Source organism: Allolucifera butyrica (genome assembly GCF_900476375.1).
Classification (GTDB): Bacteria; Bacillota; Negativicutes; order Sporomusales; family UPPP01; genus Lucifera; species Lucifera butyrica.
The window spans coordinates 1-21,253 of record NZ_UPPP01000078.1; the positions used below are offsets into that span (position 1 = coordinate 1).

Below are 21,253 nucleotides of genomic sequence, written 5' to 3' on the forward strand. Positions count from 1 at the left end.
ACCAACCAGCTAATCAGACGCAGACCCTTCTTTTAGCGACAGCATGTTCAGAGGCCGTCTTTCCTGTCCTTGCCATGCGGCACGGACTGCTCATTCGGTATTAGCACCCCTTTCGAGGTGTTGTCCCCAACTAAAAGGCAGGTTGTCTACGCGTTACTCACCCGTTCGCCACTAAAGTTCCATTGCTGAAACCTCCGTTCGACTTGCATGTGTTAGGCACGCCGCCAGCGTTCGTCCTGAGCCAGGATCAAACTCTCCAATAATGTTTATTGAAGAACCTTGATGGCTCTTTATGAATTAAAGAATTCTTGGTTGTTTTTTGACGGTATTACTCTCGTAATACCTGTCCGCACATCTGGCTTTTCACCTTACGAGTCTGTTTAAAAAGCACATTTACGTCGTTGCGACTGCGCGTTCTCACTCAGCGTACGCCTAAGTACGCCTCCGTTCGAATGCTCACCACGCCTAGTATCTGCATCTTTTTAAGCAGTCTCTACTTACATTGTTTAGTTTTCAAGGAACAGCTCACCGTCTCCCGACGGACTTATTATTTTACATGCTTCTTTATGATTATGTCAATACCCCATTCTGCGGAAATTATTACCGTGAAGTGAGGCGACTTATTATAGAGTAACACAGATAAAACGTTATGTCAAATGCTAAATTATAGGAAATATGCTGTTAGCATTGCTGCTATAACCAGAAAGCTATACTTTCTGGTTCCATAAAGAAAAGGCGGGCCGAAACCCACCCAGCTAAAATAAATGTTTTCAATAATTTAAAGAATTGATTATTGATTAGGCCATAAAATCAAATTACGCTTTTGATAAAACATATACTGTAACCTGCCGTCTTCCCCAGCCAAAAGCTTCCTTCAGTGAATCCATTGCCAGATCAATTCGGTTGCCTTGAATTGCGCCGCCAATATCATCTGCTACGGCGACACCATAGCCGGGAACATAAAGCCGGGTTCCTAAAGGAATTACATCCGGGTCTACCGCAACCAACCCCCTCCTGAGTCTATGTCCACTATAAGTTATACCTGTGCAGCCTTCATCGTTGGCAGTGTAAGCCGTTGCAATCACCGGAATTGTATAAAGGTAGGAGGGGTTCTCATTATTATTTCGAGGACGGGAATATGTAGGTTTATTATGAGGCACAACCGGAACAGCTTTAGGTCTTGTTCCCCGGAAATTTTTCAAAGCGGTCCTTGTCTTTTCATCAATAACACCATTAACGGGTAACCCGGAGTCTCTTTGAAATTGTATAACCGCCCGCAGCGTCTGATAACCATACTTGCCGTCAGGCATACCGGCAAGATACTTTGCTTTTATCAAATACTGCTGTATGGTAAAAATGTCCTTGCCCCGCATTCCATAAACAATCGTAGCCGGGTGTTGATTCTGAGCAGCTCTTTGGTGACCACCGCTAAAAATGCCTTGAATAATATTGAAAAGAAAAAAACTGGCATGAGCGGTGGCAGGGCGATAAGAAACGACACTGAAAACCAGGAAAGCGACGATTGCGTATTTCTTGCTAAGCATGAATCACACTCCTTAACATAATAAAGAGATATAATTTTATCTACTTTAACTTTACCATGGAAAGATCAAAATGTATTCAGGTAATTTTCGCCTTTTAAACAGCAGGACTAACGGATTGTCGAATGACAGAGGCCTACGAAAAGTGGAAACCATAGTATTTTTTCAATTAAATATTTAAAGAACTTGCGCAGTTTGGGTCTGCAGCAGGAGAAAGCTTCCTCTCTCTAGAATTTTGGCCGTAAAAGAATAATCAAATGCCACCAAACAGGTGCCTCTTAGTCAAGGGGAGAATAGGGAAGCCGGAAAGATATTGTTATCTTTAACCGGCGCGGTCGCGCCACTGTAAGCGGGAAACCGACTCTGCCAACTGCCACCGGATAACGGGAAGGCTCAGAGAAAGTAATGATCCGCAGCCAGGAGACCTGCCTGTTTGTACTGACATAGCGCTCCCGCGCCAGGGGTTATGCCGGAAGGATAGGAACTATATTATTAGTAAAACCTAGCCTTTTTTAGGCTGGGTATTTTTTATTAGGTAGGAGGATCGTTATGAAAACGAAAACAATGACTCTTTGTGCTCTGTTCATTGCATTAAGTTTTGTCGGTGCCAATCTGAAAATAATGGGAACGATTGCGTTTGATTCCATGCCCGGATTTTTAGGAACCTTGCTATTAGGGCCAATCTACGGTGCTTTTATTGGAGCGGCGGGACATTTTTTCACTGCTTTATTATCGGGATTTCCCTTGTCAATACCGGTCCATCTGCTTGTCATGATTGATATGGCTGTTACGATGGCTGTCTTTGGCATTCTTTATAATAAAATTACCCCTTGTAACACCATTTCTCTAAAGGGAATGGTGCTGGCCGGCATAGCAGGGGTTCTGTTAAACGGCCCCGTTGCGATACTGCTTTTGGCACCGCTATTAGTGCCTGTCTTAGGTACGGCGGGGCTGACCGCCTATTTGCCGGTGCTCTCGGGTGCAGCTGCGCTCAATATTATTTTAGCCTTTGTTATCTACCATTCGTTGCCGGCTGCAGTTAAAAATAATTGTAAGGTTAAAAACTGACTATGCGAATCAAAAAAATACGCGACCTAACCTTCATAGATTTAGACCGAAAAAGAACAATAGTGATTGCCTGCGACAGTTGTGGCAGTATCGGCCTAAAAGAGCATGATGTCTTGAAGGTGCCCCCGTTTATTACCGGGCAATACACGGCAAGGGTTGCTATTTTAGAAGTTTTATGCGCCGGCGCCAAGGTAATTGGTCTGACTAACACTATTTGCAACGAAATGGAACCTACGGGAAGGGAAATTATCCGCGGCATTAAAGCCGAATTGAAGGATGCCGGCATCGACAGCGTCGCATTGACAGGGAGTACCGAAGAGAACTTTCCTTCCTTTTCCACCGGTCTCGGCATTACAGCCATCGGCATTGCCGATAAGGCAAAACTTAAAGTAAATTCGGTAAAAGATGCTGCCCTGGTGCTTGCTCTTGGCCGACCGATGTTGGGACAGGAAATTGTAGACAGCCCAAAAACGTCAATGGTCGATTATCCTTTAATCCAAGAACTGCTTAAGCAGGAAGAAATCTACGAGTTGGTTCCTGTCGGTTCGAAAGGAATCTTATACGAAGTGTATCAATTAGCCTGGAACAATTCGTTAAAGCTAATTTTAAACGATGCTGTAGACGTAGACATCCATCGGTCCGCCGGCCCAAGTACGGTTGTGTTAGCTGCCGTCAAACCCGATGCTTGGCCCATGATAAACTTTGCCGGTAATATGGAAGTAATCGGAAGATTGAGCAAGTGAGAAAACCGCCCCATTATGCCGGCGGGTCTTTTTACGACCTAATAATATGCATCCTTGGCAGGAGAACTGTATAAAGTCCCGAATATACATAATAATCGCACCCTTTCCAGACGCGTCTCTGAACCAGCAAACTACCGGCCAAGGAGCGAACAACAATGGCAGATTCTCGACAGGAAGAAACAGTCTCAGCTATTAATTTTCATAACGAGTTTCTGGCGTTCATTCACGACACGTCGCTGAATATTATAAATCGGTGCAACTATTATGACGTTTTGGAGAATATCGTCCTCAGGGCGGTTCAATTGGTAAGAACTGCTTCGGGTTATGCCTTTTTGCTGACTGATGACGGTCAGCATGGAGAGATTGTGGTAGCCGTCGGCAGGGCCCGCCATTTGCAGGGAATGCGGATTATAGTAGATCAAAACTTGACACCTTCGCTCTGGCAGCAGGGTGATATCTTTTTTCACAACCGGTATCAAGAGTGGGTATCCCGGTCTTCCTTATTAGTTGGTGAGGCGGAAGCCGTTCTATGCTTTCCTTTAAAAAGCAACGGCAAGGTTATTGGCTTTATTAGTCTTTGGCATACGGAAAAAAACCGGGTGTTTCAGCCCGAGGACTTAGAAAATGTTAAACAATTTTCCGCCCTGGCCTCAATTGCCTATGATAATACCCTCCTATACCGGCAGGCCCAAAAGGAAATCACGGAGCGGAAAACGGCGGAAAAACTTCAATCCGCCTTGTACCGCATATCCGAAACCACTAGTTCGTCCTCCAACCTGGAAGAATTATACCATTCAGTGCACAAAATCATCGGCGAACTCATTCCAGCCAAAAACTTTTTTATTGCCCTTTATGATGAAGCAACGAAAACAATTCGTTTTACTTACTACGTAGACGAACATGACCCCAATCCGGTACCGCGTAAATGGGGCAAAGGCCGCACAGAGTATGTTATCCGGATGGGAAAAGCAGTGATTATTTCACCCTCTCTTTATCAAGAACTTATTGAAAAAGGAGAAATTGAACCATCCGGCGCGACGGCCATTGACTGGCTGGGCGTCCCTCTTAAAACAGCAGCTAACAAGGTTATCGGCGTATTATCGGTACAGACCTACACGGAGGGAGTCCGCTACACTCAATATGAAGCCGACATCTTAAATTTTGTTTCCAACCAAATTGGCATGGCTATTGAACGGAAGCAAGCGGAAGAACAACTGCGTTTTCTTAGTTTGCACGACAATTTAACCGGTCTGTACAACCGTACCTATTTTGAAAAAAAGCTGGACCGGCTAAACAACAACATAGCGCCCCTGAGTATCATCGTCTGTGACGTAGACGGACTCAAACTGATGAACGACACGTTAGGGCACGCCGCCGGTGACCGGATGCTGATTGCAGCCGCCGAAATTATCCGGAAGTCGCTGCCGGAACAATATGTTGCCGCCCGTATCGGTGGTGACGAAATCGCTATTTTACTACCGGGTGCGGATGAACCCGCCGCTGAGAATATCTGCCGGTCTATCCGGCATAAAATGGCTCAATATAATAAAAATCATAACGGGATTCCTCTCAGTCTCTCCCTGGGCTACGCGGTGCGGACCGGCAGTTGCCCATCTGTTCGCGAACTCTTTCAGGAAGCCGACAATCATATGTATAGAGAAAAATTGCTCCGCTCCCAGCGAAACCGTAGCCTTGTTATTCAGACGGTCATGAAGATGCTTGAAACACGGGATTTTATCGCGGATGGACATACCCAGCGGATGGAGGATTTAGCTTCTTCCCTGGCTCGCCGTCTGGGTCTGTCGGAACGGAAAGTGGATGATATCCGTTTGCTGGCTCAATTTCATGATATCGGCAAAGTCGGAATTCCCGATCATATCTTATCCAAGCCCGAAGCCTTGACGGAAGAGGAACGAAAAATTATGTGGCGCCACTCGGAAATCGGCTACCGCATTGCCCGGTCGTCCACCGATCTTCTTCCGATTGCCGATTGGATATTAAAACACCATGAGTGTTGGGACGGCAGCGGTTATCCACTGGGGCTGGCCGGAGAAGATATTCCGCAGGAATGCCGGATTTTGGCCATTGTAGATGCTTATGACGCCATGACCAGCAACAGACCATACCGTCCGGCCATGTCGCGGGAAGAAGCAATAGAGAATTTAAAACGCGGCGCCGGCACCCAGTTTGACCCCCAGCTTGTAACACGTTTTGTATCCCTGCTCAATATATAAAAGGACCACCCATAAGGTTGGTCCTTTTATATATCTATACCGCTTCGGTTTTAGCGTGTCCAGCCGGATCATTCCTTTTCATCTTCCCTCAGTTCGCGAAGAATTTCCAAAATACTTTCTTGGGCCTCCGCGGGAGCATATACTGCTCCCCACCCTTTTATCTGCTGAAAGATGCCATCATAAGCGGCGTCATGATAACATTTTAAATAATGCGGAATTCCCTGTTCGTTCAGTATGGAATCCAAAACCTGTGCCTCAAATGCGTTCTCCAGGACAGCGACTTTTTCATATTCCATTTTCAAGCCTCCCGCCTTACTTCTTGTTATGAGCCTGCTTAAAAAGATGCAGATACTAGGCGCGGCGAGCATTCGAACGAGGCGTATGTTGAGTGAGAGAGCGCAGCCGCAACAACGTTAGGTCCCACATTTCGCAATGATTGTCGAGTGACAGAGGACTGCGAAAAGTGGGATTGATGCGCTTTTTAAGCAGGCTCGTTATGATTCAGTTAAACAGTATTTTAGAATAGTCCATAACCTAAACCGTATTAATCCGTTGACAGCTATTTATTATTGACGGGCCAGGCCTGAATCCTTGGCAGCAACAGCCACTGCCGCGGCCACTGCCGCCGGGACGTTTGTATCAAGAGGCGCAGGAAAAATGTGGTTAGCGTCAAGTTGTATCGCCGGTACGCAACCGGCTAAAGCCATTGCGGCCGCCATACACATACGTTCATTAATATCTGCCGCCCGGACGGACATTGCTCCCTTCATAATACCCGGAAAGGCAAGCACATTGTTAATCATGTTGGGAAAATCGGACCGTCCCGTCCCTACGACAGCCGCGCCTCCTGCTAAGGCCTCATCCGGGAAAATTTCCGGCGTGGGGTTAGCTAAAGCAAAGACAATTGCTTTCTCGTTCATAGTCCTTACCATATCACGGGTCAGAATACCCGGTGCTGAAACTCCCACAAAAACATCGGCGCCGGTCATCGCTTCCGCCAGGGTTCCATCCCGTTCCTCGGGGTTGGTAAATTCAGCCGCGGCGGCGTGACCATCATGCAGAATAGTAGCCGGGTTTTGCCTGTTAACAATGCCCTTTTTATCTACCATTAAAATTTTCTTTGCGCCAAATGCCGCCAGCAAACGGGCTATGGCAATCCCGGCTGCGCCGGCGCCGTTTATTACTATATTACTTTCCGTCAAATTCTTGCCTACTACTTTATGCGCATTGATAAGACCGGCTAATACACAAACCGCCGTACCATGCTGGTCATCATGAAAGACAGGAATATCCAGTTCTTTTTTTAGCCGCGTCTCAATTTCAAAGCAGCGGGGCGCTGCGATATCTTCCAAATTAATACCGCCGAAACAGGGGGAAAGATATTTTATAGTTTTTATCAATTCCTCCGTACTCTGCGTATCCAGGCATAGCGGAATGGCATCAATACCGGCAAGTGATTTAAACAATAGTGCTTTTCCTTCCATAACCGGAATAGCCGCCTTAGGGCCAATATTGCCCAATCCTAAAACGGCGGAACCGTCGGAAACAACGGCAATCAAGTTACCTTTGGCCGTATAACGGTAGGCATTATCCGGATTGGCAGCAATCCGCCGGCAGGGTTCCGCCACACCCGGACTATATACCAAACTTAAATCGTCCTGACCGGCAAAAGGAACCTTGCCGATTACCGCCAGCTTCCCTTTGGCCTGTTCATGCAGTGCAAGTGACTTTTCGTAAACATTCACAACGAAACCCTCCCATACATTTCCGCATTCGCTTTGTTTTGCTTTATTTTTATTGTATTCTTCTTTATCATAGATAACAAATACTTATTTTTTATGTTATAATAGTTTTAATCTATCGTGAGGTGTCCACTTATGGAATTACGACAACTTGAATATTTCCGTCTGGCCGGCCGTTTAGGCAATATGACCCGGGCGGCGGAACAAATGCATGTTGCCCAGCCGTCTGTTACCGTAGCTATCAGAAAACTGGAAGAAGAACTGGGCATACAGCTTTTTGAACGGCGCCGGAAACAATTTATTCTCACTCCCGAGGGAACAGTCTTTCTTGCCCGGACCGAAGATGTCCTTCGCCGTCTGGAGGCTGCCGTACAGGAAATGCAGGATTACCGTGAATTACAAAAAGGCTCCATCCGGCTCGGCGTTCCCCCAATGATTGGTTTTTTCCTGTTTCCTGATATATTCTCCGGTTTTAAAAAGCGCTATCCACAGATTGACCTGTTCATTATCGAAGAAGGCTCTTTATCCATCGAGCACTTATTAGAAAAGGGTGAACTGGATTTGGGGATTATTATTTTTTCCCAGCCATCACCGGTTCTGACAACGATTCCGCTGCGCAAAGGAGAAATTCTTCTCTGCCTGCCGCCGGACCACCCTTTATGCCAGCTGGAACGCGTTCCCTTTTGTCAGGTCGCGGACTATCCCGTTATTCTTTTAAAAGAAAACGCTTACCACCGTCAGCTTATCCTGGAGGAATTTGAAAAGCATGCTATCAACCCTCATGTCGTCCTCTCTTCCAGCCAGATTGAAACCATCAAAGCTCTAGTGGCCAAAGGTTCGGGCATCTCCTTTCTGCTTGATGAAATTGCCCGTCAGGATAACCGCATCCAGTGCCGTTCCCTGGAAAATCCGCTCTATATCAGCATTGGACTGGTATGGAAAAAAGACTATTATCTTTCTAACGCCGCCAAGACCCTCCTCGATTATATCGTAAGCACGGCGTAGCCTTACTTATTGCCTTAGCATACGGTATACAGGTAGTACCAAACTGATCAAACCGACAAAAAAAACGCCGGCCGCTCCCCCTGTATTGCCGTTTTGCCGCAACCAGCGAGCGTACGAATACGCCTTAATCGCCCCCATAAATCCGAGTAGGATGTAAATAAAATCAATCATTTTTTCTCCCTTCTGCCTTCTCCTATTCTTTTATTCTGAGTCTTCCCGGCCATTCGGCCGAATATACAATACCTTCCATTGCGTAGCGAACCATTGCCTGCTATAATTATAACTCCAGTCGGGAAAACGGCTGCAGTTTTTGCTTTTTTGCTAAGCCTATTTATCAATCTACGAGGAGTCGCGGCGGAATTCCGCTGAGGAAAGTCCAGACTGCCACAACCTGTGACGGTTGTAGTGTGTGTGCCTTTCGCAAGAGAGGGCAGGCCGCAGGCCTGACGGCGGCAAAATTGGCTCTCGCAGTCAAAAGTAGCCTGAAAGTGCCACAGAAACAATACGTCCTGGCGACAGGACGGTGCAAGGGTAAACCCCGCACGGCAGAAACCCAAATTATGGTAGGGGAACCTCTCTTATGGAATCAGAACGGCGGAGAGGAGTATCTTATGATACTAGATAGATGACTCCATAAAACAAAAACTGGCTTACGGTAGTTGATAAACCTGGGCTTGTATTTCTAAAATAAAAGCTTACACGCAAACAGCGGTACTATTAAGTACCGCTGTTTGCGTGTGACCGACTTTAAAATGCTGCCGCCGCTGTATTTAAATTGACAACAAATAGAAGGTTATCCAAAAAACATGTCGAATTTTTCTTAATTATTACAAAAATCTTATAGGGAGGTAAGCATCGATGCAGCTATTCCGCAACCTGAAAATGGGCCATAAAATTGTCGGTTTAATCCTCATTATGGCTATTTTCCTTGGTGCAGTGGGTTTTGCCGGTTACTATTACACTGCTAAAATGAGCCTCAGTATGGACCACTTATATACAAATAATCTACTTGCTGTAAAGTGGCTCAACGAGACACGAGTCTACACCCGGACAGTCGAGGCTCTGACTATCAGTGTGCTCAATCCCGCTAATTTGGACACAACCAGAAAAAAGAGTGACCTTGCCGACAGTAAAGACTATATGAGCAAGGCTGATGCTGCCTTCAATAATTATAAACAATCCCGGCTGAGTCTGCAGGAGCAGGATATTATTCCCCGCTTTGAAATTGAATTAAAAACATATAAAGAAGAACGCCAAAAGGCTCTGGGCCTGGCTGAGGCAGGTAAAAAAGAAGATGCCTATATTTACTTCGTTTTCGATGCCAAACCGCACTTAGACCGGTTAAATAAAATGCTAAGTCAGCTAGCCGACCTCAATGCCCAACAGGCGGAAGCCGCCCGGCGGCAGGGCAAGACCGACGCAGCCAACGCCGCCCGTTTTCTCATTGTAGTTTCTCTTATCGCTATTTTACTGTCCTTATCTTTAGGTATTGCATTCTCCCGTTTTACAGCGAAACGGCTTTCCTTAGTAGCCAATATGCTGACCGAAATTGCCCGCGGGAATATAAATCCCCCGGAGCTACATATCCGGGCTAATGATGAGATCGGCCAGATCGGTCGTGACCTGAATAGTATGACTAAGAGCCTGCGATCGCTAATCCGGCAGGTTGCCGATTCTTCCGACCAGGTAGCGGCTTCCGCGGAAGAACTGACAGCCGGTGCCGGTCAATCCGCTAAAGCCGCCAATCAGGTGGCCTCTTCCATTACGGATGTGGCTGCCGGCAGTGAAAAACAACTGCGGGCCGTCGACTCCGCCAGTCATATCATCAATCAGATTACTCAGAGTATGGAACGAATCGCGGTTAATACACAGCAGGTGGAAGGGCTATCTAACAAAACGGCCTCGTTGGCATCCAATGGTCAGAGCTCGGTTGACACCGCTGTGAAACAAATGCAACACATTCAAACTGTCGTAAACGATTCGGCTAACGTTGTTACCCAGCTTGGGGACCGGTCCAAAGAAATCGGGACCATTGTCGACACCATTGCCAACATTGCCGGCCAGACAGATCTTTTAGCCTTAAATGCTGCTATTGAAGCCGCCCGGGCCGGTGAACAAGGCCGCGGCTTTGCCGTAGTGGCCGAGGAAGTCCGCAAATTAGCCGAACAAAGCCAGAATGCCGCCAAACAGATTGCCGACTTGATTCATGAGATTCAGACCGATACGGAAAAGGCGGTTACCGCTATGAGCAAGGGAACTCATGAAGCAAACGTCGGTAAAGAAGTGGTCGACCAGGCCGGAATTTCGTTTAATGAAATTGCAGCTCTTATCGAAGAAATTGCCCGGCAGCTTCAGGAAATTTCCCAGGAGTTCCAACAAGTTGTCGCCGGCCACCAGCAAATTGCCGCCTCCATGCAAAACGTAGAAACCATTTGCCGGGAAACCGCCGACGAAACGCAGGTTGTATCGGCTTCAACACAAGAACAGTCGGCCGCTATGGAGCAAATTGCCACCTCCAGCCGGAACTTGACCAATTTGGCAGAGCACCTCCAATCAGCCATCCGGCAGTTTCATTTATAAAGTCAGTTCCCTTTTTCGGCCTCCCCAAGGATATACTTTCTGATCCCACAAGAAAGCATCCCAAATTGAAAAAACAAGTCAGCACTTTGGTGATGACTTGTTTTTTTATGGACGGAATTGCTTTCACACTAATTAAAACACTTAAAACAACTTACATTCACTTGCGTAGCCAATTACAAAAACTTATAATGAATTTATAAACCCTAGTGGTCTGTAAACTCTAAAGCAACAGGATGAATTGCGAGAGGTTTTTCGTCCTGTGAGGCGGAGGAGGGGCGCATATCGGGAATATGTAAGCCGACGACAACAAAGCAGGGCGGAAAACTTCTCGTAAGAACACTATAGAATTAGGGTTTACAGACCACTAGGAAGGGGAGTGTCTCTTGTATCAGGAAGAACGGCTGCAAAAAATCTTGACCTATTTGCAAGAAAATAAACGAATCCACGTGGACGATATCTGTCAGCTCTATGCCGTTTCCCGGGATACAGCCCGCAGAGATTTGGTGAAATTGGAAGAACGGCAGCAAATTATCCGCACTCATGGCGGCGCTTTACTGTCTACCATGCAGCGGGAAATTAAAAATTACCAGGACCGGCTTCATTATAGCCAAAATGAAAAGAGAATTATCGGCAAGCTGGCGGCTTCACTAATTCAAAACGGCGACAAATTGATTCTCGATGCATCCACCACGGTTCAGGCCTGTGCAGATTACCTCACGGCGGAGCACTGCACCATAATTACCAACTCCGTCCACCAAGCGGCTCTTTTAGCCCACAAACCGGATAGGGAAATTCACTTGCTCGGCGGCCGTCTGGATAATGAACATCATTTTCTCTATGGGCCGCAGGTGTTATCCACACTTTCCCACTACTTTGTGAATAAAGTTTTTATCGGGGTGGTGGGGATTACCGGCAAGGGATTGACAAGCGGGTCCGAAGAAGACGGTCATGTAGTAAGAAAGATGATTGAGCAGGCCGAACAGGTCATCGTTTTGGCCGACCATTCCAAATTCGGCCGTAACGGCTATTTCAAATACGCCGACTTAGCGGACATCGACCTCATTGTCACGGATCAGCCGCCATCCGAGCCCTACGCCGCTTTATGCCGGAAAAATCAAATCCATGTCCTCTTTCCCCAAAAGTGAAAGGAGCGAAGCAACACGATGAGACTCATTGCCATTGATCTGGACGGCACCTTGTTAAATAGCCGGGGTGAAGTTTCCCCGCAAAACCGTCAAGCTATAAACCATGCCCAGAAAGCAGGAATTGAGATCGCCATCGCCACCGGCCGGTCTTACCGGGAAGCCAGTGAATTCTGCCGCCAAACCGGTCTCAATGCCCATATTATTACTTCCAACGGGGCATCCGTTCATTCCCGCCAGGGCATCCTCCTTGCGGCCGTTACCTTGGCCCGGCAGGATGTGAAAGAAATCCTCGCCTGGCTGGAGGAGCATCACTATTATTTTGAGGTAACGTCTGAAAATGGCTTGTACACGGTACAAAAAGGCATTACCTGGCTGGACGAAGAAATTAGCCGCCTTGCCGCCACAAATCCTGTTTTATATGCCGAAGACTACAAAGGAGGGCTAAAAAGTCCGGACCGCCCCCTGATTCCGGTCGCCTCAGCCGCACTAATCTGGGAGCAGGAAATGGACTATTACAAAGTATTCGCCTTTACGACGGATGCTGAAAAACTAAGAGCAGGTTCAGAACGGTTTAAAAACCAAACCCGGTTAACGGTCGTTTCCTCACTTGACCATAACTTTGAAATCATCCACCGCAATGCCTCCAAAGGATATGGCGTAAAAGTCCTGGCAGACTCCCTGCAGATCTCCTTGTCCGAAGTCGTGGCGATAGGAGATAACGAAAATGATCTGTCCATGTTGGCAGCAGCAGGTTATAGCGTAGCCATGGGCAATGCCAAGGACCCGATTAAAGCATCCTGCAGTTTTATCACCCGCACCAATGACGAGCACGGTGTGGCCCATGCCATTTATCATATTCTGGGTAAAAAGATTCCCGCCTAATTTGCCAGAATCAGACTTAAAATTACGGGGCCAGTAAAAAATATATAACGGGTTTAATACGTTTTGTGGAAGGATGTTCTGGTATGAACTGGCAGTTTAAAGCCGTTGCCGTAAGCAGTGAAGTTAATCTCAACCGCCTGGCCCGCCACTTTGGTTTGAACCGGAAATACAAATGGGAAGAACCATTCCGGTTGCGGGACGATACCTTGAAAGGGCTGATTAAAGATTCGACCGGCAAACAAGTATATATTTTTAATTTTGGCAGTCTGGTTTTTGTCAATTGTCAAAATCATGATATTACGGATGTCGTTCAATATATAAAAAAAATCGAAAAGAACGTGACTGACGCCAACCCTTTTGAATTTAATGACGACTATCAGTTAGAGGTAAACCCGTCAGAACCCCCCGTAGTAAACAACGACTGCCTGATAGTAGAAGCCCGGGAAGAATACCACGGCGAGGTCATTGCCACGATTTTAGCCAAGTCGGTGGCGCTGGAAAAAACCGAGTTTGAATTGGAAGCCTTGCTGGATGATGTGGAAACGGTTGTCACCTATTTAAAAAAGGGACAGCTTACCCTGTCCGACGAACAACTGGCCAAACTGTCCGGCCGGATTCTCGGCTTTAAATTTAATACCATTTCCTATATCATGCTGCTGGATAAACCGTATATTACCTGGATTAACGAGTCAGCCGGCGCTTTATTTGACAAACTGGCGGTTCTGTTTGAACTAACCGACCGTTATGAAAGCATCCGCCAAAAAACTGAAATTCTTATGGATATTACGGAGGTATTCAGCGGCCTGGCTCATGCCAAGCGAGGCAACCGTCTGGAATGGGCCATTATTATTCTCATCTCCATTGAGCTTATTTTATCTTTAGTACAAACTTTCATTTTAAAATAAAGTATAGCAACGCCATATCCCGGTAGTTTTAAGTTTGCCAAAAACTTACATTGCCAGAAAAAATCCGATTTGTTATTATAGTGTAGATAAATATCCATTTTAGTTCTGTCTTTAGCAAGTCTGTCCTGAATCCCCTGGGACTCAGCCAGGCTCTTTTGTTCTACAATTAAAGAAAGAAAAGGAGGGTATCCTTATGTCCAGAAAATACAGGGGACCCCTTCTGCTGGTGATGTTGTTTATTATGCTTTTCGCCGCGTCAACCGGCGTAACACTATATCTTCAAAACTACTTTTTCCCAATCGAACCGGCTGTCGCTCCGGCGCTGTCCATTTCGGGAGTCCCGCCAGCTGCCATATCCGAAAATCGCATTAACATCTTATTAATGGGCCTGGATGACGGGGACCCCGGCAAACCGGCCAACCCCCGGCGTTCAGATACCATGATTGTAGCCAGTATTGACCCTCAAACCAAAACAATCAACCTCTTATCGATTCCCCGGGATACCCGGGTCCATATTCCCGGTTATAAAGGCTATGAAAAAATCAATAATGCCTATTTTTTTGGCGGCCCGGAACTGGCCATGCGTACGGTTTCTCAATTCTTGCAGACGCCGGTCCGGTATTATGTAGTTATGGACTGGCAGGCTTTTATCAAAGTTGTCGACATTCTGGGCGGAGTCGACCTGACGGTTAACCACCCCATGAATTACGAAGACCCCTATGAAAATTTAAATATTCATTTAGCGAAAGGATACCAGCATCTGGATGGGGAAAAAGCCGGTGAATATGTGCGTTTCCGTCACGATGCGCTGGGTGATATTGGCCGCGTAAAACGGCAGCAAGAATTTTTGCAGGCCCTGCTGGACCAATTGCTGCAAACCAGAACCATTTTTAAGCTTCCTTCCCTGGTGCAGACCATTAACAAATATGTCCACACCGATATGAGCCTGTTTACCTGGCTCAAGCTCGCCGGTATAGCCAAGGATATGTCGGCAGACTCTCTGCATACGGAAACCGTTCCCGGTCAATTTGCCACAATTCACGACCTGAGTTACTGGTTGCCGGATTTGGAAAAAACGCGTACATTGGCGGAAAGCATATTAAAATGAACGTCTCTCAGAGTTTTACCCTGTTTGATTTCAAGAAACCAAAAGCCCAAAGAGTATTCGCTAAATTAAGCGGCTCTTTGGGCTTTTTCCTTAGGTCGCATACATAAGATCCTGACTCAATCTTCTTAGTCCTCGCAAGGATAGCGTAGACCCCATTGTTTTCTTATAACATCCATGGTTTTCATGATGGTTAATGTTTCATCCAGCGGCATAACCGCACTTTCCGTCCGGCCTTCCCGCAGGCAACGCATGGCTTCAGCCGCTTCATAATTATAACCTGTAGCTTCAAAGGGCAGTTCATATTTTTCCGGCGCCCGGCCTTGCAAGGTAAGAACTAACGCTTTGGCATGCCAGAAATCGGGGATAAAGACAGACCCCTTCGTCCCCAGAATCCAGGCGTCTTGCGGCGTATCTGTACGCACCGCCCCGGAAAGCATGGCCAACTTGCCGCCTTCATAACCAAATAAAGCCGCAAATTGTTCATCCACGCCAGTTAGGCCGATATCAGCCAACGAGGTAATCGATGAAGGCTGTGTACCGAATATCATGGAAGCAAACGAGACAGGATAGATCCCCACGTCCAATAAAGCCCCGCCACCCAATTCCGGATTTAACAGCCGGTGTGCCGGATGCCCGTCAAAAAGGAAACCGAAATCCGCCTTTACTTGCCGGACTTCGCCAATTATCCCCTCTGCCAGCCATTGGCGCACTTTTTCGACAGCCGGTAAAAAACGGGTCCACATGGCCTCCATCAAAAACAACCCGCTTTGGCGGGCGTAAGCGATGAGTCCCGCCGCATCCGTGGCATTCACGGTAAAAGATTTCTCGCACAATACAGCCTTGCCCGCCTGCAGGCACAAAAAAGCACATCCTTTATGCATCGGGTGCGGCGTTGCCACATAAACAATGTCCACATCCGGATCTCTTGCCAATTCCTCATAACTGCCATAGGCCCGGCCAATGCCATATTGGCCGGCGAAATCAGCCGCCCGGCTGTGAGAGCGGGAAGCAACGGCCGCAATTTGTGCGTCCGGCAACGCTAACAGTCCCTTAGCAAAACTATGGGCAATCGTTCCCGGCCCCATAATTCCCCATCTAATCTTCTCCAAGCAAATCACCTCATATTAATTTATGTTGCTTGATTCTATATAATTCTGCCCTGCTGACGGGTTCCCTCTCCCGACTTAATTTCCTCCCCATTATTGCATCATCTTTTTATGAATGAGGGAATGGACTGCATGGACCGGAATAAGCACTTTAATATTAAATGCAATATGTGAAGGTTAGCGCTATAATCTTGTATTTTCTTGCTCCGGCGTAGTACAATAAAGCAGAAATAAACATCCACAAGAAAGTAGGCGATTCTGCAATGATTATGGAATTTGAAGGCACGAAACCGGACCGGCATAACAAATCTTATATCGCCGACGGCGCAAAAATAATCGGCCGGGTAACACTGAAGGAATATAGCAGTATTTGGTTTAATTCCGTTGTTCGCGGTGACGTCAATCGCATCGAAATTGGCTGCTACAGCAATATACAGGATAATAGTGTCGTTCATGTGGCCGATGATGCCCCCGCTATAATCGGTGACTATGTAACTGTCGGCCACAATTGCGTTCTGCATGGCTGCACCGTCGAAGACCACTGCCTGATCGGCATGGGCGCCGTCATTTTGACCGGAGCAGTCATCGGCTCCGGCAGTATTGTCGCCGCCGGAGCCGTAGTAAAAGAAAATCAGCTTATCCCGCCTCACTCTCTCGTTGTCGGTGTGCCGGCTAAGATCATTAAGGCAATTCCCGATGAATTGCCTAAAATTCACGCGCAAGCTGTAAAGTATAAAACACTGTGGACCCAACGCTACGGGTTTCTCCCGGATGCCGGCGGTGAAGAGTATCATGGAGAAAAAATTGTATAAATTATACTTTCTGTTACTGTAAGTAAGACCGGGCTTTTTCGCCCGGTCTTTTCTCATTTTACGTATAGGCTGAGCTTAAACGGTAAAAAATCCATATAGAAATAATTGATATCGGGGGATTTCTATGCCGGAAACTTTATTCACTAAAATAATGGATTCTTTCCATACTTTATTGACCTATGCGCCACCCGATATTCCCGCTCCGTTCGTTCTGCATGAGACAGCCGAACCCTCTCCCCCTAATAAAGTGCCTTCTTCAAGGCCGGTTGCCAATACCCTGGACCAACTGGAGGCGCTTCTCCGGTATGCCTACCGCCTGCAGCAATTGCTGGAACAAACCGAAACAGTTTTACAATCTGACGAATGGGCCTCCCGGCTTAAAGCCCTAAAATCAGCTTGCCTGTCGCTGGAAAAACAAAAAGAAGAACTAGAGCCCGTTCTTGCTGCCTACACGCAAGGTTTGCCGCGGAAAGATGCGTTAAGTGTCAGTGCCAGCCTGGAGGAAAACAGCCGCATTATCCGGGAATTATATCAATTGCCGGATAATAAAGACGTCGTTCTACGGCATTTTTCCATCGGCACCGATCCGCCTTTGAAGGCCATGATGGTCTTTATTGATGGTTTAGTTGACAATAAGACCCAAAGTCTCGGCATACTGCAGCCACTGATGTTATTCAGCAATACAGCCAGGAAAGCGGATCCCGCCGATATGGTTCACCTGATTATGGACCGGTTGCTGCCCAATAACCAAGTAAAGCCGGCTACCGAGTTTGAAAGCGTCCAGGATGGCATTAACGGCGGCGATACGGCACTTTTTATTGACGGAACCGGCAAAGCCCTGCTGATCAACACCAAAGGCTGGGAACACCGCAACATTGACCGTCCTCTTACAGAACAAACCGTACGGGGCTCTCAAGCCTCGTTCAGCGAAAACTTCCGGACCAATACGGGACTCATCCGGACCATGCTGCGCTCCAGCGACCTGGTTACCGACATCATTAAAGTCGGCGCCAGAAGCCGTGTAAGCTGCGCCGTAATGTATTTAAAGTCTGTCGCCAATCCGCAGTTGGTGGAGGAAGTCAAACGCCGTATTAAAAATGTCCAAACCGATTATTTGGACGATTCCGGTGTGCTGGAACAATTTATCCACGATAAATCTTTGGTTCCCTTTCCCCAAACCCTGTCCACCGAACGTCCGGACCGGGTGACAACGCATCTGGCCGAAGGACGCCTGGCTTTTCTGGTGGAAGGCAGTCCGTTCGCCCATGTGCTGCCGGTATCTTTTTTTACCTTCTTCCATTCGGCGGAAGATTTTAGTATTAATCCTGTAGGAGCAACCTTTCTCCGGCTGCTGCGTTATTTCGGCGCTCTGCTCTCTCTCATTCTGCCCGGTTTTTTCATCGCTATTACTTATTTTCACCAGGAGGCCATCCCCACCGAACTAGTCTTGGCTATCGCCGCAACCCGGGAAAATGTTCCTTTCCCGGCCTTGTTTGAGGTCTTAATGATGGAGCTGGCATTTGAGCTTATACGGGAAGCCGGGTTGCGCATTCCCGGTATGCTGGGATCAACCATCGGTATCGTCGGCGCCATTATTTTGGGACAGGCCGCCGTAAGCGCCCACATCGTCAGCCCCATTATCGTAATCATCGTCGCCATTACCGGTCTGGCCTCCTCCATTATTCCCGAATACCGCATGGGACTCATTTTTCGGCTGTCCCGTTTTTTGGTTTTGTTTACCTGTGCAATTTTTGGTTTGGTCGGTCTGGCTTCCAGTCTGCTGTTGGGAACGGTCATTCTTTGCCAGCACAAATCCTACGGCGTCCCCTACATGGTTCCCATTGCTCCTAAGACGCAGCCCAGCTTGGATGTCGTCGTCCGCGGCCCCGTTTCCCGGCAGGAAGAGCGTCCCGACGCCCTAAATACTATAGATCCTACCAGTCAGCCCCCATTAAGTAAAAAATGGCTGAAGCAGAAACCTGCCGAGGAGGAAGATAAACATGAAATTTGAACCCGGCGCCATGGGGGTGACGGAAGGTCTCGGTTTAGTCTTCATGACCACCGGTACCCGCATTTTCCTGACTACTCCTTCTGAATCCATTAACAGCATGGCCTCCGCTGCCTGGGCATCCCCACTCATTGCCGGATTTGCCGCCCTAGTTTCGTTTTGGCTGCTTTCCTACGCCCAACAAAAAACCGGTGGCGACTTGATTAGAACGGCTGGCCTGCTTCTAGGAAAGCCGGCAGCTTTCGTTATCGGACTATTCTACCTAGCTGCTTTTTTCGTCGATGCCATCTGGCTGCTGCGCCAGTTTGCCGAAAATACCTTAATCACGGCTTTGCCCTACGCCAACTATTATATAATTGTAGGCTGGTATGGTCTCTGTACAGGCATCATGGTTTATCTGGGCATTGAAGCCATGGGCCGGGCCGCTTACATTGTTATGCCCATCAGCATTCTGGCCCTGGTATTCCTGCTGCTATTGCTGATTCCCTTCTATGATTATCACTTTCTCGCTCCCTGGCTGGGTAACGGACTTGGCCTTACCCTTAAAAATAGCTTTTCCTTAACCGGTCTGGACCTGGGAGTCCTTCTCCTGATTATTTTCGCCCCTTCTTTCCAGACGGCCCGAACCCGCAACCAAGCCGCCCTGCTGGTCCTTGTTCTCGGTAATATTCTCCGCGCCTTGTCCATTGCCTGTTTCATTATGGCTTTTGGTGTCGCCATGGGGGCGGAACGCACCTTGCCTTTCTACGAAATGTCCCGTCTGGTTTACTTAAGCCGCTATGTTCAACGCATTGAAGCTTTATTTATCCTGCTCTGGGTAATTATTGGTCTATTGGCAATTGCGATTGACTTATATATTACACTCTACCTTTTCGCCCGTCTGGCCAAACTGAATACCATCCGCCCTCTTATTGTGCCAACGGTCCTTATTTCCATCCAGTTGGCCTCCCTGCCGCGCAGTGTCAGTACCGTTCTATTATTAGACAAGTACTCCCAATCTCTGTTTAACGTCGGTCTGCTCGTGATTCCCCCGCTTTTATTTTTGGCTGCCCTACTAAAAAGAAAGGACCCTTCAAAATGCTCTTGCCGCGAGTCCTGATCCTGCTTTTTCTCGTGCTCCTTTCGCCGGTCTTAAGCGGCTGCAACGGTTCCAAGGAAACCGACGAAGTCAGTTATATTATTGCCATCGGCATTGATGCCGCGGATAACGGGATGCTTGAAGTCAGCTACCGGCTGGCTTCACCGCGGGCTTTAGCCGGCAGCAGTGAAAGCAGTGCTAGTAGCGGTGGCAAAACCTCAGAAATCATTTCAGTTACCGCCCCCTCCCTGGCCGAAGCGCGCAATCTGCTGGAAGCCTCCTTATCCCGTTCCGTCCTTTTGTCGCATAACAAATCCTTTGTAATCAGCGAACAGCTTGCCCGGCGAGGCCTGCAGGAAGTAATTGGCCCCTTGCTGCGGTACCGGGAATTTCGCGGTTCTATGTATATTATTATTACCCGGGAGAAAGCTAAGGATTTTCTCCTAAAGAATCACTCCCAAATTGAAGCTTTACCGTCCCGGTGGATTGAAAGCCTTATGCTGGAAGCGGGAGAAAGCGGCTATCTCCTGCCGACCCGCCTGCACGAGTTCTATCGCAGCCTGAAAAGCGGCTCCGGCGCCCCTTATGCCGCCTACGCCGCCATTAACCCACCCCTAACGGACGTGGGAATCCCCAGCGTTCCCAAGCCGCCGCCGGAAAAAGGCCAACAATATATTGCCGGCAATGTCCCTAAAGAAGGCGATACGCCGGCCATGGTTCTGGGAACGGCGGTTTTTGACGGCACCCGGATGGTTGGTGTTCTTACCAGTGATGAAACTCGCATGCTGTCGATTCTAAAAGATGAATACCGCAGCGGTTTTATTACTATTAGCGACCCGCTTGCCCCCAGCTATACAATTAATATTAATTTACGCAACGGAAAAAAACCGGACATTCGGGTAACTTTCCAAAACGGCATTCCTGTTATTCATATCGACCTCTTGCTGGAAGGGGAAGTATCCAGTATTACCAGCGGAATTAATTACGAGTCGTCCCCATATACCTCCATACTGGAAGAACACATCTCTGCTTTGTTTCAAGAACAAATGGCAAACATGCTCCATCATACCCAGAAACTGCAAGCGGACGTATTCGATTTCGGCCGTTATACCCGGTCGCAGTACCAGACTTATGCCGAGTTCCGCGCCTCCCACTGGAACGCCCTTTACCCCCGCGCCCAAATCCACGTTACCGTAAAAACCACCTTGCGACGCTTCGGCTTGATGTGGCAAACCAAACCTTTTGACGCTTTCAGCAACATACAATAAGAAAGACCGCTATCGCGGTCTTCCGGTC

Annotated in this window: 18 protein-coding genes, 1 rRNA gene, 1 other RNA gene and 1 riboswitch; of the genes, 14 read left to right on the forward strand and 6 right to left on the reverse strand. The window is 47.7% G+C overall.

What is annotated here, in order from left to right; translation table 11 throughout:
* Both LUCIF_RS14375 and LUCIF_RS14380 read right to left on the reverse strand, forming a co-directional pair.
* Nucleotides 1-263: ribosomal RNA gene (locus LUCIF_RS14375) — 16S ribosomal RNA — on the reverse strand; the annotation flags it as partial.
* A 552-nt stretch (nt 264-815) separates the two neighbouring features.
* Nucleotides 816-1,544, reverse strand: a complete 729-nt coding sequence (locus tag LUCIF_RS14380) for a 3D domain-containing protein (RefSeq protein ID WP_243638733.1) — start codon at nt 1,542-1,544, stop codon at nt 816-818.
* Between the two features lie 249 nt (nt 1,545-1,793).
* A riboswitch (cobalamin riboswitch) is annotated at nt 1,794-1,988 on the forward strand.
* A 102-nt stretch (nt 1,989-2,090) separates the two neighbouring features.
* Between LUCIF_RS14380 and LUCIF_RS14385 the strand changes: the two genes are divergently transcribed.
* The 3 genes from LUCIF_RS14385 (at nt 2,091) to LUCIF_RS14395 (ending at nt 5,586) form a co-directional block, all read left to right on the forward strand.
* On the forward strand, nt 2,091-2,609 hold the full coding sequence (locus LUCIF_RS14385; protein WP_122628583.1) for an ECF transporter S component: 519 nt from the start codon (nt 2,091-2,093) through the stop codon (nt 2,607-2,609).
* 2 nt (nt 2,610-2,611) lie between these two features.
* Nucleotides 2,612-3,352 carry an AIR synthase related protein gene (locus LUCIF_RS14390; RefSeq protein WP_122628584.1) on the forward strand — a complete coding sequence of 247 codons (741 nt, stop codon included), beginning with the start codon at nt 2,612-2,614 and terminating at the stop codon, nt 3,350-3,352.
* Nucleotides 3,353-3,507: 155 nt separating this feature from the next.
* Nucleotides 3,508-5,586: an HD domain-containing phosphohydrolase gene (locus tag LUCIF_RS14395; protein WP_122628585.1), complete on the forward strand. Its 2,079-nt coding sequence runs from the start codon at nt 3,508-3,510 to the stop codon at nt 5,584-5,586.
* A 68-nt stretch (nt 5,587-5,654) separates the two neighbouring features.
* On the opposite strand, the gene LUCIF_RS14400 is transcribed toward LUCIF_RS14395, so the two are convergent.
* Nucleotides 5,655-5,882, reverse strand: coding sequence for a hypothetical protein (locus LUCIF_RS14400; RefSeq protein WP_122628586.1), 228 nt, complete (start codon nt 5,880-5,882; stop codon nt 5,655-5,657).
* Nucleotides 5,883-6,152: 270 nt separating this feature from the next.
* Entirely contained in the window at nt 6,153-7,331 is a 1,179-nt protein-coding gene (locus tag LUCIF_RS14405; RefSeq protein ID WP_122628587.1) for an NAD(P)-dependent malic enzyme, read from the reverse strand.
* A 132-nt stretch (nt 7,332-7,463) separates the two neighbouring features.
* Here LUCIF_RS14405 and LUCIF_RS14410 point away from each other — a divergent pair, with 132 nt between their 5' ends.
* The gene (locus LUCIF_RS14410; RefSeq protein ID WP_122628588.1) at nt 7,464-8,333 is read left to right on the forward strand and encodes a LysR family transcriptional regulator; all 870 of its coding nucleotides are present in this window, start codon (nt 7,464-7,466) and stop codon (nt 8,331-8,333) included.
* A 6-nt stretch (nt 8,334-8,339) separates the two neighbouring features.
* Here LUCIF_RS14410 and LUCIF_RS26110 read toward each other — a convergent pair whose 3' ends face one another.
* Nucleotides 8,340-8,504, reverse strand: coding sequence for a hypothetical protein (locus tag LUCIF_RS26110; RefSeq protein ID WP_165866008.1), 165 nt, complete (start codon nt 8,502-8,504; stop codon nt 8,340-8,342).
* A gap of 166 nt (nt 8,505-8,670) precedes the next feature.
* Between LUCIF_RS26110 and rnpB the strand changes: the two genes are divergently transcribed.
* From rnpB to LUCIF_RS14440, 6 genes are all read left to right on the forward strand, one after another.
* Nucleotides 8,671-8,991, forward strand: an RNA gene (gene rnpB, locus LUCIF_RS14415) — RNase P RNA component class B.
* Nucleotides 8,992-9,191: 200 nt separating this feature from the next.
* A complete protein-coding gene (locus LUCIF_RS14420) occupies nt 9,192-10,913 on the forward strand; it encodes a methyl-accepting chemotaxis protein (RefSeq protein WP_122628589.1) in 1,722 nt (573 codons plus the stop codon).
* A 383-nt stretch (nt 10,914-11,296) separates the two neighbouring features.
* Nucleotides 11,297-12,058 carry a DeoR/GlpR family DNA-binding transcription regulator gene (locus LUCIF_RS14425; protein WP_122628590.1) on the forward strand — a complete coding sequence of 254 codons (762 nt, stop codon included), beginning with the start codon at nt 11,297-11,299 and terminating at the stop codon, nt 12,056-12,058.
* Between the two features lie 18 nt (nt 12,059-12,076).
* Complete coding sequence (locus tag LUCIF_RS14430; protein WP_122628591.1) at nt 12,077-12,940, forward strand: Cof-type HAD-IIB family hydrolase; 864 nt, start codon at nt 12,077-12,079, stop codon at nt 12,938-12,940.
* Between the two features lie 83 nt (nt 12,941-13,023).
* Nucleotides 13,024-13,845: an RMD1 family protein gene (locus tag LUCIF_RS14435; protein WP_122628592.1), complete on the forward strand. Its 822-nt coding sequence runs from the start codon at nt 13,024-13,026 to the stop codon at nt 13,843-13,845.
* 193 nt (nt 13,846-14,038) lie between these two features.
* A complete protein-coding gene (locus LUCIF_RS14440) occupies nt 14,039-14,953 on the forward strand; it encodes an LCP family protein (protein ID WP_122628593.1) in 915 nt (304 codons plus the stop codon).
* Nucleotides 14,954-15,078: 125 nt separating this feature from the next.
* Here the strand turns inward: LUCIF_RS14440 and LUCIF_RS14445 are convergent, their stop codons facing one another.
* A complete protein-coding gene (locus LUCIF_RS14445) occupies nt 15,079-16,062 on the reverse strand; it encodes a Gfo/Idh/MocA family protein (RefSeq protein WP_207857717.1) in 984 nt (327 codons plus the stop codon).
* A 260-nt stretch (nt 16,063-16,322) separates the two neighbouring features.
* Here LUCIF_RS14445 and LUCIF_RS14450 point away from each other — a divergent pair, with 260 nt between their 5' ends.
* The 4 genes from LUCIF_RS14450 (at nt 16,323) to LUCIF_RS14465 (ending at nt 21,225) form a co-directional block, all read left to right on the forward strand.
* Nucleotides 16,323-16,871: a gamma carbonic anhydrase family protein gene (locus LUCIF_RS14450; protein WP_207857719.1), complete on the forward strand. Its 549-nt coding sequence runs from the start codon at nt 16,323-16,325 to the stop codon at nt 16,869-16,871.
* A gap of 124 nt (nt 16,872-16,995) precedes the next feature.
* Nucleotides 16,996-18,882 (forward strand): spore germination protein, encoded by a 1,887-nt coding sequence (locus tag LUCIF_RS14455; RefSeq protein WP_122628594.1) that lies wholly within the window; start codon nt 16,996-16,998, stop codon nt 18,880-18,882.
* A complete protein-coding gene (locus tag LUCIF_RS14460) occupies nt 18,872-19,978 on the forward strand; it encodes a GerAB/ArcD/ProY family transporter (RefSeq protein ID WP_122628595.1) in 1,107 nt (368 codons plus the stop codon). Before LUCIF_RS14455 ends, LUCIF_RS14460 begins: the two co-directional genes overlap by 11 nt.
* Nucleotides 19,957-21,225, forward strand: coding sequence for a Ger(x)C family spore germination protein (locus LUCIF_RS14465; RefSeq protein ID WP_122628596.1), 1,269 nt, complete (start codon nt 19,957-19,959; stop codon nt 21,223-21,225). Before LUCIF_RS14460 ends, LUCIF_RS14465 begins: the two co-directional genes overlap by 22 nt.
* Nucleotides 21,226-21,253 lie beyond the last annotated feature (28 nt).